Here is a 15713-nt window from a genome sequence, read left to right on the forward strand (position 1 = left end):
AGGCGAGCCGGCCCCGTTCGGCGCAGGCTTCGCCCGTCGAGCGGGGCATGCAGATGCTGAGAGTCCAGGGCTTGCACAAGAGTTATCCGACGCCGCAGGGGCCGCTGCCGGTGCTGTGCGGCGTCGACCTGCAGCTAGCGGATGGCGCCAGCCTGGCGCTGATGGGCGAGTCGGGCAGCGGCAAGAGTACCCTGCTGCACCTGGTGGCCGGACTGGACCGCGCCGACGCCGGGCGCATCGATGTCGATGGCCGGCTGCTCGGCGATCTCGACGAGGCCCAGCTGGCGGCCTGGCGGCGTAGCGGCGTGGGCCTGGTGTTCCAGCAGTTCAACCTGATCGGCAGCCTGCGCGTGGCCGACAACCTGGCGTTCCAGGCGCGCCTGGCCGGACGCCTCGATCGGCAGTGGCAGGGCGAGTTGGTCGAGCGGCTGGGCTTGGCCAAGCTGCTCGAGCGCTACCCCGAACAGCTTTCCGTCGGTCAGCAACAGCGGGTGGCGCTGGGCCGGGCGCTGGCGGTGCGACCACCGCTGCTGCTGGCCGACGAACCCACCGGCAGCCTCGACGAGGGCAATGCCGAACAGGTGCTGGACCTGCTCCTGCAACTGCTCGCCGGTACCGCCACCAGCCTGCTGCTGGTCACCCACAGCGCCCGGCAGGCCGCGCGCCTGCAGCGTCGCCTGGTGCTGCAGCACGGGCGGCTGGTGGAGCCGTGAAATGGTGCGCCTGTTCTGGACCCTGAGCACCCTGGCCAGCCACTGGCGGCGTCATCCGCTGCAGCTGTGCAGCGTGCTGGTCGGGCTGTGGCTGGCCACCGGCCTGTGGGCCGGGGTGCAGGCGCTCAACGGCCAGGCCCGCGACAGTTACGCACGGGCCAGCCAGTTGCTCGGCGGCGCCGATCGCTACAGCCTGGTCGCCCGTGACGGCGGGCGCTTCGCCCAGCACTATTTCGTCGACCTGCGGCGGGCCGGCTGGCCGGTCTCGCCGGTGCTGCAGGGCCGCCTGCGCCTGCGCGGGCAGGTCGGGCCGGGGTTGCAGCTGGTTGGTATCGAGCCGCTGACCCTGCCCGCCGGCAGCGCCCTGGCCGGACGCGCCGCCGAGCGGCTGGACCTGACGGCGTTCCTCGGTCGTCCCGGACGCACCTGGATCGCGCCCGAGACCCTGGCGCAACTTGGCCTGGAGGAGGGCGCCCGGCCGCGCAGCGAGTCCGGCCGGCGCTTGCCGCCGCTGACGCCATGGCCGCAGCTGGCGCCCGGCGTCTTGCTGATGGACATCGGCCTGGCGCAACGCCTGCTCGATGCGCCGGGGCAGATCTCGCGCCTGCTGCTGGACGACGAGTTTGCCCGCCGTGGCCCCGAGTTGCCGACCGAGCTGGCCGGGGTGCTGATGCTGCGCCGCGACGAGCAGCGCGTCGACCTGGCGCAGCTGACCGACAGCTTTCACCTCAACCTCAGCGCCCTCGGCCTGTTGGCGCTGGTCGTCGGTTTGTTCATCGTCCATGCCGCCATCGGCCTGGCCCTCGAGCAGCGCCGTGCGCTGCTGCGCAACCTGCGCATCTGCGGGGTCAGCCTGCGTGGCCTGCTGCTTGCCCTCGGGCTGGAGCTCGGCGTGCTGGGCCTGCTCGGCGGCCTGGCCGGGCTGGCCAGCGGCTTTGGCCTGGCGGCCTGGCTGCTGCCGGACGTCGCCGCCAGCCTGCGCGGCCTGTATGGCGCCGAGGTGGCCGGACAGCTCAGCCTGACGCCGAGCTGGTGGCTGGGGGCCCTGTTCATCTGCCTGCTCGGGGCGCTGCTGGCTGGCGGTGCCAGCCTGTTGCGGGCGGCGCGCCTGCCCCTGCTGGCCCTGGCCCAGCCCGAGGCCTGGCAGCAGGCCCTGGTTCGCAGTCTGCGGCGACGGGCCTGGCTGGCCGCGGCCTTCGTCCTGGCGGCGCTGTTGGCGTTGCTGCTGGGCGACAACCTGGTACTGGGCTTCGTCGGTCTCACCGCCCTGCTGCTCGGCGCGGCGCTGGCGCTGCCGGTGGGGCTCAACCGCCTGCTCGAGGCCTGGCTGGGATACTGCCGCCGACCGCTGCTGCAGTGGTTCGTGGCCGACAGCCGTCAGCAGCTGCCGGGCCTGAGCCTGGCGCTGATGGCCCTGTTGCTGGCGATGGCCGCGAGTATCGGCGTCGGCAGCATGACCGCCGGCTTTCGCCAGACCTTCAGCGGCTGGCTCGACCAGCGCCTGGCCGCCGAGCTCTATCTGCGGCCGCAAAACGCCGAGCAGGCCCAAGCGATCGAGTCTTGGCTGGCGCAACAGACGCAGGTCCGGGCGCTGCTGCCCAGCTGGCGAGTCGAGCTGCAGCTGCAGGGCTGGCCGGTGCAGCTCAGTGGCATACGCGAACACCCCTACTACCGCGAACACTGGCCACTGCTCAGCGCCGTCGAGGATGCCTGGTTGCGCCTGACGGCCGGGCAGGGGCTGATGCTCAGCGAGCAACTGGCGCGGCGCCTGGACCTGCGCCTGGGCGAGCTGCTGAGCCTGCCGACGCCCGAGGGCGAGTGGCGCCTGCCGGTGCTGGGCATCTACGCCGACTACGGCAATCCCCAGGGCCACCTGCTGGTCGCCGCCAGCGGCCTGCAGCGCCACTGGCCGGGGTTGGCGCCGCGCAGCTTCAGCCTGCGCCTGGCGCCCGAGCAGGTACCGGTGCTGAGCCAGGCGCTGCAGGCGCGCTTCGCCCTGGACGCCAACCAGCTGGTCGACCAGGCGACGCTCAAGGCCTGGTCGACCCGCTTGTTCGAGCGCACCTTCGCCGCGACCGCGGCGCTCAACAGCCTGACCCTGGGGGTGGCCGCCGTCGCGCTGTTCATCGCCCTGCTGAGCCTGGGCCGGGCGCGCCTGGATCAGCTGGCGCCGCTCTGGGCACTGGGCGTCGGCCGCGAGCGGCTGGCCTGGCTGAGCCTGGCCCAGACCCTGTTGCTGGCCTTGCTGACCCTGTTGCTGGCCGTGCCCCTGGGCCTGCTGGTGGCCTGGTGGCTGGTGGCGGTGGTCAACGTCCAGGCCTTTGGCTGGCGTCTGCCGTTGCAGGTATTTCCCTGGCAGCTGCTGCAGCTGTTTGGTCTGGGCCTGCTGGCGGCGCTGCTGGCGGCGGCCTGGCCCTTGTGGCGGCTGGCGCACTGCAGCCCGACGGCACTGCTGCGGACCTTCGCCGATGGGCGTTAGGACGCTGCTGGCATGCGCCGCGCTGCTGGCGCTGTCGGCCTGCGACGCGCCAACGCCGCCGGCTCAGGGCTTCGCCGGCCTGGGCAGCGCAGCGACGCGGTTCGCCCGGGTCGAGCCGGGCAGGGCGCTGCAGTTTCCCGCCGACCACGGCGCGCACCCGGACTACCGCATCGAATGGTGGTACCTCACCGCCAACCTGCGTGATCGCCAGGGGCGGTCCTGGGGCGTGCAGTGGACGCTGTTTCGCCATGCGCTGCGGCCCGGCGCCGACGAGCCCGGCTGGAGCAATCAGAACCTGTGGATGGGCCACGCCGCCCTGACCGGCGTCGACGGCCATCACTTTGCCGAGACCCTGGCCCGCGGCGGTATCGGCCAGGCCGGGGTCGAGGCCGTGCCCTTCAATGCCTGGATCGACGACTGGCAGTTGCGCAGCAAGGGCCCGGCCTCGGTCGGTCTGGGCGATCTGCAGCTCAGCGCCCGGGGCAAGGACTTCAGCTACTCCCTGCACCTGAGCGGCGAGCGGCCGCCGGTGCTGCATGGCGAGGGGGGCTTGAGCCGCAAGTCCGCCCAGGGCCAGGCCTCCTATTACTACAGCCAGCCGTTCCTCGAGGCCGAGGGAATCATCGAACTGGCGGGCGAGCGCCACCCGGTCATTGGCCAGGCCTGGCTCGACCGCGAGTGGAGCAGTCAGCCGCTGGCCGCCGACCAGCTGGGCTGGGACTGGTTTTCCCTGCACCTGGCCTCGGGCGACAAGCTGATGCTGTTCCAGTTGCGTCAGGTCGATGGCTCGGTGTACCGGGCCGGCACCTGGATCGGCGCCGATGGCCGCGCCGAGGCACTCGACCAGGCCGACATCGAGATGAGTCCGGAGCAGTACAGCCGGGTCGCGGGTCGTCGTCTGCCGACCCGCTGGCGCCTGGAGGTGGCGAGCAAGCGCCTGGCCATCATCACCGAGCCGTTGCAGGAAAACGCCTGGATGGCCACGCGCTTTCCCTATTGGGAGGGGCCGATTGGCCTGGCCGGCAGCCACCCCGGCGTCGGCTATCTGGAACTGACCGGCTACTGAGCTGGGCCAGGGGGCTGGCGGTCTCCGGCCAGCGGATTGCCCGCGCCGGATGGCGCTGGAACAGGCACAATAGGCCGTTATCGATTCAGCGTTCGAAGCCCCTATGCCGCAACTGACCTCAGACCTCGACCTTGCCTGCGCGCGCCTGCGCGCCGGCCACCTGCTCGCCCTGCCCACCGAGACCGTCTATGGCCTGGCCGCCGATGCGCGCAATGCCGAGGCGGTGGCCCGAGTCTTCGCGCTGAAAGGGCGGCCGAGCAGCAATCCATTGATCGTGCACCTGGCCAACGCCGACCAGGCCGAAGACTGGGCGACGGCGATCGGCCCGGCGGCGCGTCGGCTGATGGCCCGCTTCTGGCCGGGCCCGCTGACCCTGGTGCTGCCCGCCCGCGATCAGGTGCCGCGCAGCATCACCGCCGGGCAGGACAGCGTCGCCCTGCGCGTGCCCGCCCATCCGGTGGCGCGGCAGCTGCTGGAACGCTTCGCCGGGGCGCTGGTGGCGCCTTCGGCCAACCGCTACATGTCGATCAGCCCCACCAGCAGTGCCCACGTCGTGCAGCAGTTCGCCGACAGCGACCTGCTGATCCTCGAGGGCGGCGAGTGCCGGGTCGGCCTGGAGTCGACCATCGTCAGCCTGCTGCCGGGCGAGCCACCGCGGCTGTTGCGCGAGGGCATGCTGGCGGCCGGTGCAATCGAGCAGGTGCTCGGCGAGCCGCTGCTGCGTGGTGGCGAAGGCGCCGTGCGGGCGCCCGGCCAGCACCACCGGCATTACGCACCGGGCACGCCGAGCTGGCGCTTTCGCGAGGCCCCGCCAGCGGCGCTGGCCGACCCGCGCTGCGGCTGGATCTGGTGCGGTGGCGCGCGGGCCAGTGCCGGGCCGGCCATCGACCTGGGGGAAGACCCGGTGGATTTCGCCCAGGGCCTCTACGCCGCCCTGTACCGCCTGGATAACCTGGGCCTGGAACGCATGATGATCAGGACGCCGCCGGATGACGCGGCCTGGGCCGCCATCCATGACCGGCTGTCGCGTGCCAGCGCCATGCTCGACTGACGCGCCGCCGGTCGCTGGGCGGGCCGTCGTCAGTCGAGCGGCTGGTCGTCGCGGATCAGCACGTAGTGGCGGCCGTCGTCGTCTTCCAGGCAGTCGTGCACGTAGTACATCACCACCTCGCCGAGGCCGGGCATGACCGCCAGGTAGTCGCCCACTTCGGCGCTGAAGTAGCCGCGCGACAAAGGGTTGGCCTCGGACTCGATGCAGGCGCTGACAAACAACTCGGGGGCACTGTCGCCAAAGTAGTCGGCCCGCTCCTGGGCGTCCCATTCGACGGGCGGCTGAAAGGCGCCGGTAAACAGAACCTTGCCGTCCCCCAGATCCTGTTCCTCGGCATCGGGGTCACGCTGGTCCGGGCGGTAGAGCGAGCAGTCCTGGGCAGCGGGGTGATTGAGGACGAAGGCGCGTTGCGCGGAAGGGGTCGCAGGCATGGCGGTTCCGGTCTATGGGCAAAGGGGCGCCAGTGTAACCTCGGCGGCGCGGTCTCAGGCGTTTTCCGCCTCATGGCAGACCACGCACAGCTTGTTGCCGTCCGGATCGCGGAAGTAGGCGCCGTAGTAATCCGGGTGGTACTGCGGCCTCAGGCCGGGCGGTCCCTCGCAGGCGCCGCCATTGGCCAGCGCGATCGCATGGGCGCGGTCGACCGCCATGCGGCTGGGCGCCAGCAGCGCCACCATCTGGCCATTGCCCGGCGTCGCCGGCCGACCATCGAAGGCTGCGCCTATCAGTAACAGCGGGCGTGGCGCATCGGCCGGCATCCAGGCCGCCCAGGGCTTGCTGGGATCGCTGAACTTCAGCTGCAGGCCCAGTTCGGCCAGCAGTGGCGAGTAGAAGGCCAGGGCGCGCTGGAAATCGCCGATGCCGATATGGAAATGGGAAATCATTGCGCGGGCTCCGTCTCGAGCGGTCGGGTCACCAGGGTCAGCTCCAGCTCAATACCGGCCAGCCGGCCTGCTCGGCATGGCGGCGCAGCACCGGGTCGGGGTTGACCACGTGGGGCTGGCTGACCAGTTGCAGCAGCGGCAGGTCGTTGCGCGAGTCGGAGTAGAAGTAGGCGCCCTCCAGGGATTCGCCGTGCCGCTCCAGCCATTCCAGCAGGCGGGTGACCTTGCCTTCGCGGTAGGTCAGCACGCCCTGGGTGCGGCCGCTGTAGCAGTCGTCCTGCTGCTCCAGGTCGATGGCCAGCACTTCGTGGATGTCCAGGCGCGCGGCGATGGCGCTGACCAGGAAATGCGCCGAGGCGGAGATCACCAGGATACGGTCGCCGGCGGCGCGGTGGCGGGCCAGGCAGTGGCTGGCGTCGCTGTAGAGGATCGGCTCGATCACCTGCTCGACGAAGGGCTCGACCACATGGGCCACTTCCTCCGCGCTGCGCCCCACCAGGGGCGAGAGGCTGAAGGCCATGTAGTCCTCCATGGCCAGCTTGCCCTCGCCGTACAGCGCCATCAGTTCATGGTCGCGCTTGAGAAAGCTGGCGCCATCGACCCAGCCGAGCCGGGCCATCTGCGCGCTCCACAGGCTGGCGCAGTCGCCGCCGATCAGGGTTTCGTCCAAATCAAAAATTGCCAGGGCCATCAGGCCACCTCGTGAATTGCGTGAGCGTCGATGTTCAGGGCGATGCGCTGGCCGCTGGCGTGCATGTCGGCTGCCGCGCGATTGAGCACATCCACCAGCAGCTCCACGCCGCGGGCTTCGACCCGGTAGCGGATGACATTGCCGAGCAGGCTGTGGCCGCGCACCAGGGCCTCGATGCCGCCCTGGCTGGCGAACTGAATGGCTTCCGGGCGGATGGCGATGCGGCTGGCGATCGGCCGACCGAGCAGGCGGCTGGCGGTCTCGGCGTCGAGCAGGTTGTAGTTGCCGATGAAGCCGGCGGCGAAGGCATCCACCGGCGCGGTGTAGAGGGTCTCGGCGTTGCCGCTCTGGACGATCTTGCCGGCGTTCATCAGGAAGATCCGGTCGCTCATCACCAGCGCCTCTTCCTGGTCGTGGGTGACGAAGATGGTGGTCAGGCCCAGTTCCTGCTGGATCGTGCGGATCTGCTCGCGCAGGTGCTTGCGAATGCGTGCATCCAGCGCCGACAGCGGCTCGTCGAGCAGCAGCAGGCGCGGGCGGGTGACCAGCGAGCGGGCCAGGGCCACGCGCTGGCACTGGCCGCCGGACAGTTGCTGCGGGTAGCGGCCGGCGAACTCGCCGAGTTCGACCATGTCGAGGGCTTCGCGCACGCGCTGCTGGCTTTCCGCCTTGCCAACCTTCTGCATGCGCAGGCCGAAGGCGACGTTCTCCTGCACGGTCATGTTGGGGAACAGCGCGTAGCTCTGGAACACCATGCCGATGCCGCGCTTCTGCGGTGCCAGCGGCACCAGGTCCTGGCCGTCGAGGAGAATCTGCCCGCCGCCCACCTCGGTCAGCCCGGCGATGCAGCGCAGCAGGGTGGACTTGCCGCAGCCGGAGGGGCCGAGCAGGGTGACGAACTCGCCCTGGCCGATCTCGCAGTCGATGTCGCTGAAGATCTTTGTTTCGCCGTAGCTTTTATGCAGCCCTTGGATGGAGAGGTAACTCATGTCTTGTCCTTGTTCAGGCGGTTGGCGGCCCAGGTGAACACCAGCACGAAGAAGAAGTAGGAAATCACCAGCGCGCTGTTGAAGTGGCCGCTGCTGTTGCGCATGTTGTTCAGGTACACCTGCAGGGTCTCGTAGCGGGTGCCGACCAGCAGGTTGGCGAACACGAACTCGCCGAACAGGAAGCTGAACGAGAGGAACAGCGAGACCATCAGGCCCTTGCGCAGGTTCGGCAGCACCACCAGCAAGGCGGCTTTCCAGGTGCTGGCGCCGAGCAGGTGGGCGGCGTCCATCAGGTCGCGCAGGTTGATCGCGTGCAGGTTGTTGGTTATCGCCCGGTACATGAAGGGCAGGGCGATGGTGAAGTAGCAGCCGATCAGGATCCAGGGCGTGCCGACCATGGCCAGCGGCCCCGAGCCGTAGACCTGCAGCAGGCCTACCGAGGACACCACCGGCGGTACGGCGAACGGCAGCAGGATGAGGATGTTCATCAGCCCGTCGAGCCTGGGGAAGTGGTAGTGCACCACGAACAGCAGCGGCAGGATCAGGAGCACCGCCAGCAGCAGGGCGCCGAAGCACACCAGCAGCGACTGGCCGAAGGCGGCGAGAAAGCGCGCGTCGCTCCACAGCGCCAGGTACCACTTGAAGGTCAGGCCGTCCGGCAGCACGGTCGCGCCCCAGCTGGTGGACAGCGAATAGAGCAGGGTGGCGGCCAGCGGCAGCAGCAGGATCAGAAACAGCAGCCAGACCACCACGCGGTGGTAGAGGCTCGCGGGTATGGCGTCAGCGCGGGACATGGTAGCTCCTCTTGAGCAGCAGCTGATGGGCCACGGTGATCACCGCCATCAGGCCGACCAGGACCATGGCCAGGGCGCTGGCCAGGTCCGGGTTGAGCGAGATGTCGCCGGAGACCAGGCCGGCGATGCGGATCGGCAGCACGTTGAAGTTGCCGGTGGTCAGGTAGTACACGGTGGCGTAGGCGCCCAGGGCGTTGGCCAGGAGGATGACGAAGGTGCCGAGCAGCGCCGGGGTCAGCACCGGCAGGCCGATGTGCCGCCAGAAGTCCCAGGTGCCGGCGCCGAGCAGCGCCGCCGACTCGCGCCAGTCTTCGCGCAGGGCGTCGAAGGCCGGGTACAGCAGCAATACCCCGAGGGGGATTTGGAAGTAGGTGTAGAGCACGATCAGGCCGGTTTTGGAGTAGAGGTTGAAATCCTCGATCACCCCGATCTGCTTGAGCAGGATGGTCAGCGCACCGTTGAAACCGAGCAGGATGATGAAGGCGAAGGCCAGCGGCACCCCGGCGAAGTTGCTGGTCATGTTGGAGAAGGCGATGACGAAGTCGCGCAGCTTGGAGTCCACCTGGCGCAGCGAGTAACTGCCGAGGATGGCGATGAGGATGCCGATCAGGCTCGACCAGAAGGCGATCTGCAGGCTGTGCTTGATCGCCTGCAGGTAGAACCTGGAGGCGAAGATCTTCTCGAAGTTGCCCAGGCCCCAGCCGCCTTCGACGCTCAGGCTGTGCAGCGCGACCCAGGCCAGTGGGGCGATCTGGAAGGCGATGAAGAACAGCGCGAACGGCAGCAGGCACAGCGCCGCCAGCCACTTGCTGCGTGTATGGAAGGTGGCGCGTGCGCGTGGCGCTGCCGTCGGTTGGGCGGCGGCGAGCTGGCTGCCGGGTTCGAGTGAGGCGTTCATTTGAGCAGCTCCCGGCAGACGGGTTTGTCGTGAGGCACACCGAGCAGTTCGCAGACCGTGCCGCACAGCTCGGTCTGTTTCGGCTGGGCCGCGGCGTCGAGGCTGAAGGCATCGCCGAGGACGAACAGCGGCACCTCGCGCTCCTCCGGCAGCAGGCCGTTGTGCGAGCGGTCAAGGTTCATGCCGTGGTCGGCGGTGACCAGCACCTGGTAGCCGGCCGCCAGCCAGCCCTGCAGGTAGTCGGCCAGGAGGATGTCGGCGCGGCGGGCGCTGTTGCGGTACTGCGGGCTGTCGAGGCCGTGCTTGTGGCCGGCGTCGTCGATGTTCATCGGGTGCACCAGGAGGAAGTTCGGCTTGCGGCGCAGGCGCAGGCTCTCGGCGTCGGCGAAGAGGTGCGAATCCGGGTAGTGGTCGGCGTAGTAGAAGTGGCCGTGCTGGATCGGCAGGTCCGCGTCTTCGGTGTGACGGTCGCGCACCGCGTCGAAGGGGGCGCGGTTGTACAGTTCGCTGACCCAGTGATAGGCCGCGGCAGCGGTGCTCAGGCCGGCGGCGCGGGCGTAGTGGAAGACGCTGCGCTGGTTGGACAGACGCACCACCTCGTTGTGGACGATACCGCTGTCGATCGGGGGCACGCCGGTGAGGATGCACTCGTAGAGCGGCCGCGACAGGGCAGGCAGCGCGCAGTCGAGCTTGTACAGCGCGGCGCGGCCGGCATCGCAGTAGGCCTGCAGGTGGCCCAGGGCATGCCGGGCGACCTGGTAGTTCAGGCCATCCAGTACTACCAGGATGACGTCGTGTTTCATCTATTGCTCTCGTTCACGGGAGTGTCGTCGGCATCCGTAGGGCGTAATCGCGTAGCGGTACGCCGCCGATTGGCGGGTTTCCCCGACTATCGGCGGACTGTTCGCTTCGCTCCTGAGTCCATCCTACGGCTCGGTCGAGCGAAGGCTTACTCCATATTGATGATCACGTGCTCCTGCCAGAGTTGCGGCAAGGCCTTGGACGTGGCTTCCCAGGCGCTGGCATCCTTGATCGGCCGGACCTTGGCGTACTGGGCGTTGGGCAGCAGCTTGGCCTGCACCTCGGCCGGCAGGGTCAGGTGCTCGGCGCGGATCGGCCGGGCATTGCCCTTGGCCAGGTTGATCTGGCCGGCATCGGAGAGGATGTACTCGCGCGCCAGCTTGGCCGCATTGGGGTTCTTGGCGTACTTGTTGATGATGGTGCTGTAGCCGGAGATCACCGAGCCGTCGGAGGGGATCAGCACCTCGAAGCGGCTCGGGTCGATCTGGTCGCGGTAGGACAGGCCATTGAAGTCCCAGACCACGCCGACTTCCACCTCGCCCTTCTCCAGGGTCTGGATGGTCGGGTTGGACAGCGACAGGCGGCCCTGCTCGGCGATCGTGGCGAAGAAGTCCAGGCCCGGTTGGATGTTCTTCTCGTCGCCGCCGTTGGCGATGGCCGCGGCCAGCACGCCATTGACCGCCTGGGCGGCGGCGCTGACGTCACCGATGGCGACCTTGTACTGGCCCTGCTTGAGCTCGGCCCAGGAGGTCGGGATGTCCTTGACCAGGTTCTTGTTGACGATGAAGGCGATGGAGCCGGTATAGGCCAGCATCCAGTGGCCGTCGGCGTCCTTGGCCCAGTCCGGGATCTGCGCCCAGGTACTTGGCTTGAACGGCTGGGTCACACCCTGCTGCACGGCAATGGGGCCGAAGGCGGCACCGACGTCGCCGATGTCGGCGGTGGCGTTGTCCTTCTCGGCGGCGAACTTGGCGATCTCCTGGGCCGAACTCATGTCGGTGTCCAGGTGCTTGAGCCCATACTGTTTGTTGAGGTCGGCCCAGGTGTCCTTCCAGTTGGCCCAGCTGTCGGGCATGCCCACGCTGTTCACCGCGCCTTCGGCGCGCGCGGCCTGTTCCAGGGCCTGGATGTCGGTGGTGGAAGCCATGGCCTGGGTGGCCAGGGCGATGGCCGAACCCATCAGTGAAGCCAGCAGCAGTTGTTTCATCGGAAACTCCTTTGCGGTGAGAGTGTTGGTCTAGATCAGCAAGAGCCACGCCAATCTAGGCCTGCTTCATGACAATTTTATGTATGACGCTTGTGGATAGATGTCCAGGCTGGTTGCCAAGCCGGCGCAGATCAAGCGTAGACCATGGTTAAGTAGCTGATTTAGCTGAAATGCAGTTATTTTTGCAGGTGGCACAGGGCATGCTTGAAAACCGCTTGTCATCGACCGGTCATCTAGACTGACTAAGCTTGCAATAAATTTCTACGGCCGATTGAGCCGACGATCAGGCCCCTTCGTGGGGCTGGACTAGTCCATGAGGGGAAAATCTTGATGCGCGAAGAAGCGCCGCGTGCCGTCACCAGCATCTGCCGTGCCCTGGAGGAGCAGATCGAGCACGGCTTGCTGCCCTCCGGCAGCAAGCTGCCGGCCGAGCGCAAGCTCAGCGAGTTGTTCGATACCACGCGCATTACCCTGCGCGAGGCGCTCGGCCAGCTGGAGGCCCAGGGTTTGGTCTACCGCGAGGAGCGCCGCGGCTGGTTCGTCTCGCCGCCTCGGCTGGCCTACAACCCGCTGGTGCGCAGTCACTTCCATGCGATGGTCGCCGAGCAAGGGCGGGTGCCGGCCACCGAGGTCCTGAGCGCCCGGCTGCTGCCGGCCAATGCGGAGATCTGCCAGCTGCTGGCCTTGCCGGCACTGTCCAGCGTCTATCAGATCCGCCGCGCCCGGCGCATCGACGGGCGACTGGTGCTCTATGTCGAGCACTACCTCAATCCGGCCTACTTCCCGGGGATCCTCGACTTCGACCTGACCCGTTCGTTGACCGATCTGTATGCCAGCGAATACGGGGTGCGCTATGGCCGGGTGCGCTTCGACATCGTACCCACTGCCCTGCACAGCGAGGCGGCGGCCGCCCTCAAGGTCGCCGTGGGCAGCCCGGCGCTGCGCATCGTGCGGGTCAACCGTGACCAGCACGGCCGGCTGATCGATTGCGACCTGGAGTTCTGGCGCCACGACGCCCTGCATGTCAGCGTCGAGGTGCCGGAGTGAGTCAGCGCCCCGGCTGCCACTCGGGGTAGGCGGGTAGTCCCTCGGTCGTCAGCCAGGGCCGGTCGTGGTCGGTCCAGATGTGCTGGGCCGGCCGCGCGCCCGGGTCTTCGTCGAGCGTGGCGACGCGGACGATGACATGGGGTTGGCCGGCGCGTTCGGCGACCAGCTGGGAACCGCACACCGAGCAGAAGCGCCGCAGTTTGCCCGGCGAGGATTCATAGCTGGTGACTTTGTCCTCGCCGCGCAACCAGTGAAAATGTTCACGCAGCACCCCGGCGGTGCTGGCGAAAGCCGCCGAGTGGGCCTTCTGACAGGTCAGGCAGTGGCAATGGCCGATCGGTTTGTCCAGCTGATCGATGGCATAGGCCACCGCGCCGCACAGGCAGCTGCCGCCGATCATCAGGGCAACTCCGGGCTGGCATAGAAGGCCGTCAGCACCTTGACCAGGTGGGCCAGGTCATGGCTGCCGGCCAGCTCGCGGATCGAGTGCATGGCGAAGGTCGGCAGGCCGATGTCGACGGTGCGCACGCCCAGCTGGCTGGCGGTGATCGGGCCGATGGTCGAGCCGCAGCCCATGTCGCTGCGGGTGACGAAGCTCTGCACCGGCACTTCGTTCTCCAGGCACAGGTGGCGGAAGAAGCCGGCGGTTTCGCTGCTGGTGGCGTAGCGCTGGTTGCAGTTGATCTTGATCACCGGGCCGGCGTTGAGTTTGGGGCCGTGATTCTCGTCGTGCTTGTCCGGGTAGTTGGGGTGCAGGGCATGGGCGTTGTCGGCGGAGACCAGCAGCGAGCGCTGAATGCTGCGCACGAAGCCGTCGCCCTCCGGCAGCGCCCGGCGCAGCACCTGCTCGAGCATCGCCCCGTCGGCGCCACAGGTCGAGCTGGAGCCGACTTCCTCGTGGTCGGTGCAGACCAGTACGCAGCTCTCGCTGTCCGGGGCGGCCAGCAGCGCCTGCAGGCCGGCATAACAAGACAGCAGGTTGTCCAGCCGCGCGCCGGCGATGAAGTCGCCGCTCAGGCCCACCACCGCGGCGGCCTGGGTGTCGTAGAAACTCAGCTCGTAATCCAGCACCGCATCGGCATTGAGGCCGTGCTCGCGGGTCAGTTGCTCGGCCAGCAGGGCGCGGAAGTCGGGGGCATCGCTGCCGGCGAGCTGGGCCAGGATCGGCGGCAGCTCGGTCTGGGCGTTGATCGCCCAGCCCTGGTTGGCCTCGCGGTTGAGGTGGATGGCCAGGTTGGGAATCACCGCGATCGGCGCCTGGAAATCGATCAGCTGGCTCTGCACCCGGCCGCTTTCGCGGAAGGTCACCCGTCCGGCCAGCGACAGGTCGCGGTCGAACCAGGGGGCGAACAGGGCGCCACCATAGACTTCCACGCCCAGCTGGAAAAAGCCCTGACGCTGCAGCTCCGGCTGCGGCTTGACCCGCAGGCAGGGGCTGTCGGTGTGCGCGCCGACCAGGCGCAGGCCGCCTTCTAGGGGCGAGCGCTGGCCCAGCTTGAAGGCGATGATCGAGGAGTCGTTGCGGGTCACGTAGTAGCGGCCGCCGGCCTCGCAGTGCCAGGCTGCACGCTCGTCGAGGTGCTGATAGCCGGCCCCTTCCAGGTGCTGGGCGAGGCTGGCGGTGGCATGAAAGGGGGTCGGCGAGGCCTTGAGGAAATCGATCAGGCCTTGGTTGAATTCTTCGCGCATGGGGCACTCCTGGCGGCAATGCCCGGAGTTTATCGGAAATGGCCGGGGCATTGGGCGCGGGGGCGCCGCGGATCAGGCCGGGATGGCGACCAGGCTGAGCAGGCGACCGTCGAGTTCAGCGAACTGACCGTGCAGCTCGCTGCCGGCCGGCCAGTCGTCGGCCAGGTCGATCAGCAGACGCAGGCGCGCCTGCCCGTCGACGTGGCACTCCAGCAGTTCGGCGTCGTGAAAGTAGAAGCGCCGCAGCACCAGTGGGTACAGGGCCTTGAACAGGCTCTCCTTGAGCGAGAAGCTCAGGCTCACCCGCCAGGCCTGCTGTTCAGGCGGCAGATCCTGCAGCCGCAGCAGTTCGTCGGGGGTGAGGATCTGCGCCGCGAGGCGCTCGGCGCGTGCCGCCGGCAGCAGTTGCTCGACGTCCAGGCCCAGGCCGCGCCAACCGCGCTCGGCCGCCACCAGGGAGCCCGCCCAGCCGTTGCCATGGCTGATCGAGCCACGCACCCCAAGGGGCCATTGCGGCGCACGGTCGGCGCCCACCGCGGGCACGGCGGCGTTGCCGCTCACCCGCCTGATGCCTTCGCGGGCACACAGGCGACCGGCCAGGTATTCCGCCTGGCGCTTGGCCACGCCGGCGACGGGCGCGATGGCGCAGCGCTGGAAGTCCTCGCTGTGCAGCCGGCCCGGATCGAAGTGCGTGCTGATCAGCTGCACGCCCGCCAGCACCTTCGGCAGTGGCCAGTGATCGCTCAGGGGAGAGCAGCAGGCGGGGAGATAGAGATCGCTCATGGCGGCATTCTGCCGTGCGTACCGAGCGCCCGCCAGTCGCGCGCGCGTTTACATTTCTTTGCACGGCGGTAACAAAGCTAAACGGTCAGGCGCGCGGCGATTTGCCAGACTGGCAGCGCGTTTCTTCGGGAACGCAGGTGAGGTTGTAGCTGACATCGGCCGCAATGCCGCTGTCGGTTTTTCTCTGATTCGAGTGCGGGAGCCCGTTTGGGCTCCCGTTTTTTTTTGTATGGCACCGACACAGGTAAGGTTTCGGCACAAGTAGTGGCTAGGGCGGTAGCCCACAACTGGCCGGATATACGAATGCAACCGCACTGACCACAGAGCTGGAAAAGCTATTGCTCACTACTTGTGGGGAGTGTCCATATACCACTAGTTAGGTAAGCTAAGTGATGAGCTTAAAGGCTAAGGAGTTGTTAGGGCTGGCCGAAGTGCGCGGTGTAGCATAACTATGGTTTTTTTGTGTAAGTCTTTCGTGTATTCGCACGAAGCACCTGTAGTGGTCAACCCATCCCGGACAGTGGGTTAAGTTTTTCTTCGGCCACCGCAGGTGGTAGCCCGTCGTTGTATTGATGCGGTCTGATCCAGTTGTAACGGTGCATCAAGTAATGACTGATGTCC

The 15713-nt window shown here is 68.0% G+C and carries 16 protein-coding genes; 5 read left to right on the forward strand and 11 right to left on the reverse strand.

Annotated elements, in window-relative coordinates:
* Positions 1 to 53: 53 nt before the first annotated feature.
* From AB5S05_RS19915 to AB5S05_RS19930, 4 genes are all read left to right on the forward strand, one after another.
* Positions 54 to 713, forward strand: coding sequence for an ABC transporter ATP-binding protein (locus tag AB5S05_RS19915; protein ID WP_369289284.1), 660 nt, complete (start codon positions 54 to 56; stop codon positions 711 to 713).
* Between the two features lies 1 nt (position 714).
* Complete coding sequence (locus AB5S05_RS19920; protein ID WP_369289269.1) at positions 715 to 3192, forward strand: FtsX-like permease family protein; 2478 nt, start codon at positions 715 to 717, stop codon at positions 3190 to 3192.
* Complete coding sequence (locus AB5S05_RS19925) at positions 3182 to 4258, forward strand: lipocalin-like domain-containing protein (RefSeq protein WP_369289270.1); 1077 nt, start codon at positions 3182 to 3184, stop codon at positions 4256 to 4258. Before AB5S05_RS19920 ends, AB5S05_RS19925 begins: the two co-directional genes overlap by 11 nt.
* Positions 4259 to 4361: 103 nt before the next feature.
* A complete protein-coding gene (locus tag AB5S05_RS19930) occupies positions 4362 to 5309 on the forward strand; it encodes an L-threonylcarbamoyladenylate synthase (protein ID WP_369289271.1) in 948 nt (315 codons plus the stop codon).
* A 29-nt stretch (positions 5310 to 5338) separates the two neighbouring features.
* On the opposite strand, the gene AB5S05_RS19935 is transcribed toward AB5S05_RS19930, so the two are convergent.
* From AB5S05_RS19935 to AB5S05_RS19970, 8 genes are all read right to left on the reverse strand, one after another.
* The gene (locus AB5S05_RS19935) at positions 5339 to 5740 is read right to left on the reverse strand and encodes a hypothetical protein (protein ID WP_369289272.1); all 402 of its coding nucleotides are present in this window, start codon (positions 5738 to 5740) and stop codon (positions 5339 to 5341) included.
* A 54-nt stretch (positions 5741 to 5794) separates the two neighbouring features.
* Positions 5795 to 6193, reverse strand: a complete 399-nt coding sequence (locus tag AB5S05_RS19940) for a VOC family protein (RefSeq protein WP_369289273.1) — start codon at positions 6191 to 6193, stop codon at positions 5795 to 5797.
* Positions 6194 to 6230: 37 nt separating this feature from the next.
* Complete coding sequence (locus AB5S05_RS19945; RefSeq protein WP_369289274.1) at positions 6231 to 6884, reverse strand: HAD family hydrolase; 654 nt, start codon at positions 6882 to 6884, stop codon at positions 6231 to 6233.
* Complete coding sequence (locus AB5S05_RS19950; RefSeq protein ID WP_369289275.1) at positions 6884 to 7873, reverse strand: ABC transporter ATP-binding protein; 990 nt, start codon at positions 7871 to 7873, stop codon at positions 6884 to 6886. Before AB5S05_RS19950 ends, AB5S05_RS19945 begins: the two co-directional genes overlap by 1 nt.
* Positions 7870 to 8667, reverse strand: coding sequence for an ABC transporter permease (locus tag AB5S05_RS19955; RefSeq protein WP_369289276.1), 798 nt, complete (start codon positions 8665 to 8667; stop codon positions 7870 to 7872). Before AB5S05_RS19955 ends, AB5S05_RS19950 begins: the two co-directional genes overlap by 4 nt.
* Complete coding sequence (locus AB5S05_RS19960; RefSeq protein ID WP_369289277.1) at positions 8654 to 9565, reverse strand: ABC transporter permease; 912 nt, start codon at positions 9563 to 9565, stop codon at positions 8654 to 8656. The genes AB5S05_RS19955 and AB5S05_RS19960 overlap by 14 nt, the downstream gene beginning before the upstream one ends.
* A complete protein-coding gene (locus AB5S05_RS19965; protein WP_369289278.1) occupies positions 9562 to 10368 on the reverse strand; it encodes an alkaline phosphatase family protein in 807 nt (268 codons plus the stop codon). Before AB5S05_RS19965 ends, AB5S05_RS19960 begins: the two co-directional genes overlap by 4 nt.
* 146 nt (positions 10369 to 10514) lie before the next feature.
* Positions 10515 to 11573 (reverse strand): ABC transporter substrate-binding protein, encoded by a 1059-nt coding sequence (locus tag AB5S05_RS19970; RefSeq protein WP_369289279.1) that lies wholly within the window; start codon positions 11571 to 11573, stop codon positions 10515 to 10517.
* A gap of 330 nt (positions 11574 to 11903) precedes the next feature.
* On the opposite strand from AB5S05_RS19970, the gene AB5S05_RS19975 reads away from it, so the two are divergent.
* Positions 11904 to 12620 carry a UTRA domain-containing protein gene (locus AB5S05_RS19975; RefSeq protein ID WP_369289280.1) on the forward strand — a complete coding sequence of 239 codons (717 nt, stop codon included), beginning with the start codon at positions 11904 to 11906 and terminating at the stop codon, positions 12618 to 12620.
* Between the two features lies 1 nt (position 12621).
* Here the strand turns inward: AB5S05_RS19975 and AB5S05_RS19980 are convergent, their stop codons facing one another.
* From AB5S05_RS19980 to AB5S05_RS19990, 3 genes are all read right to left on the reverse strand, one after another.
* Positions 12622 to 13020: a GFA family protein gene (locus AB5S05_RS19980; protein WP_369289281.1), complete on the reverse strand. Its 399-nt coding sequence runs from the start codon at positions 13018 to 13020 to the stop codon at positions 12622 to 12624.
* Positions 13020 to 14309, reverse strand: coding sequence for a M18 family aminopeptidase (locus AB5S05_RS19985; protein ID WP_369289282.1), 1290 nt, complete (start codon positions 14307 to 14309; stop codon positions 13020 to 13022). The genes AB5S05_RS19980 and AB5S05_RS19985 overlap by 1 nt, the downstream gene beginning before the upstream one ends.
* Before the next feature lie 72 nt (positions 14310 to 14381).
* Positions 14382 to 15092 carry a 4'-phosphopantetheinyl transferase family protein gene (locus tag AB5S05_RS19990; protein WP_369289283.1) on the reverse strand — a complete coding sequence of 237 codons (711 nt, stop codon included), beginning with the start codon at positions 15090 to 15092 and terminating at the stop codon, positions 14382 to 14384.
* Positions 15093 to 15713: the final 621 nt, after the last annotated feature.

The sequence above is a fragment of the Pseudomonas zhanjiangensis genome (assembly GCF_041027545.1).
In the GTDB taxonomy this organism is placed as follows: domain Bacteria; phylum Pseudomonadota; class Gammaproteobacteria; order Pseudomonadales; family Pseudomonadaceae; genus Aquipseudomonas; species Aquipseudomonas zhanjiangensis.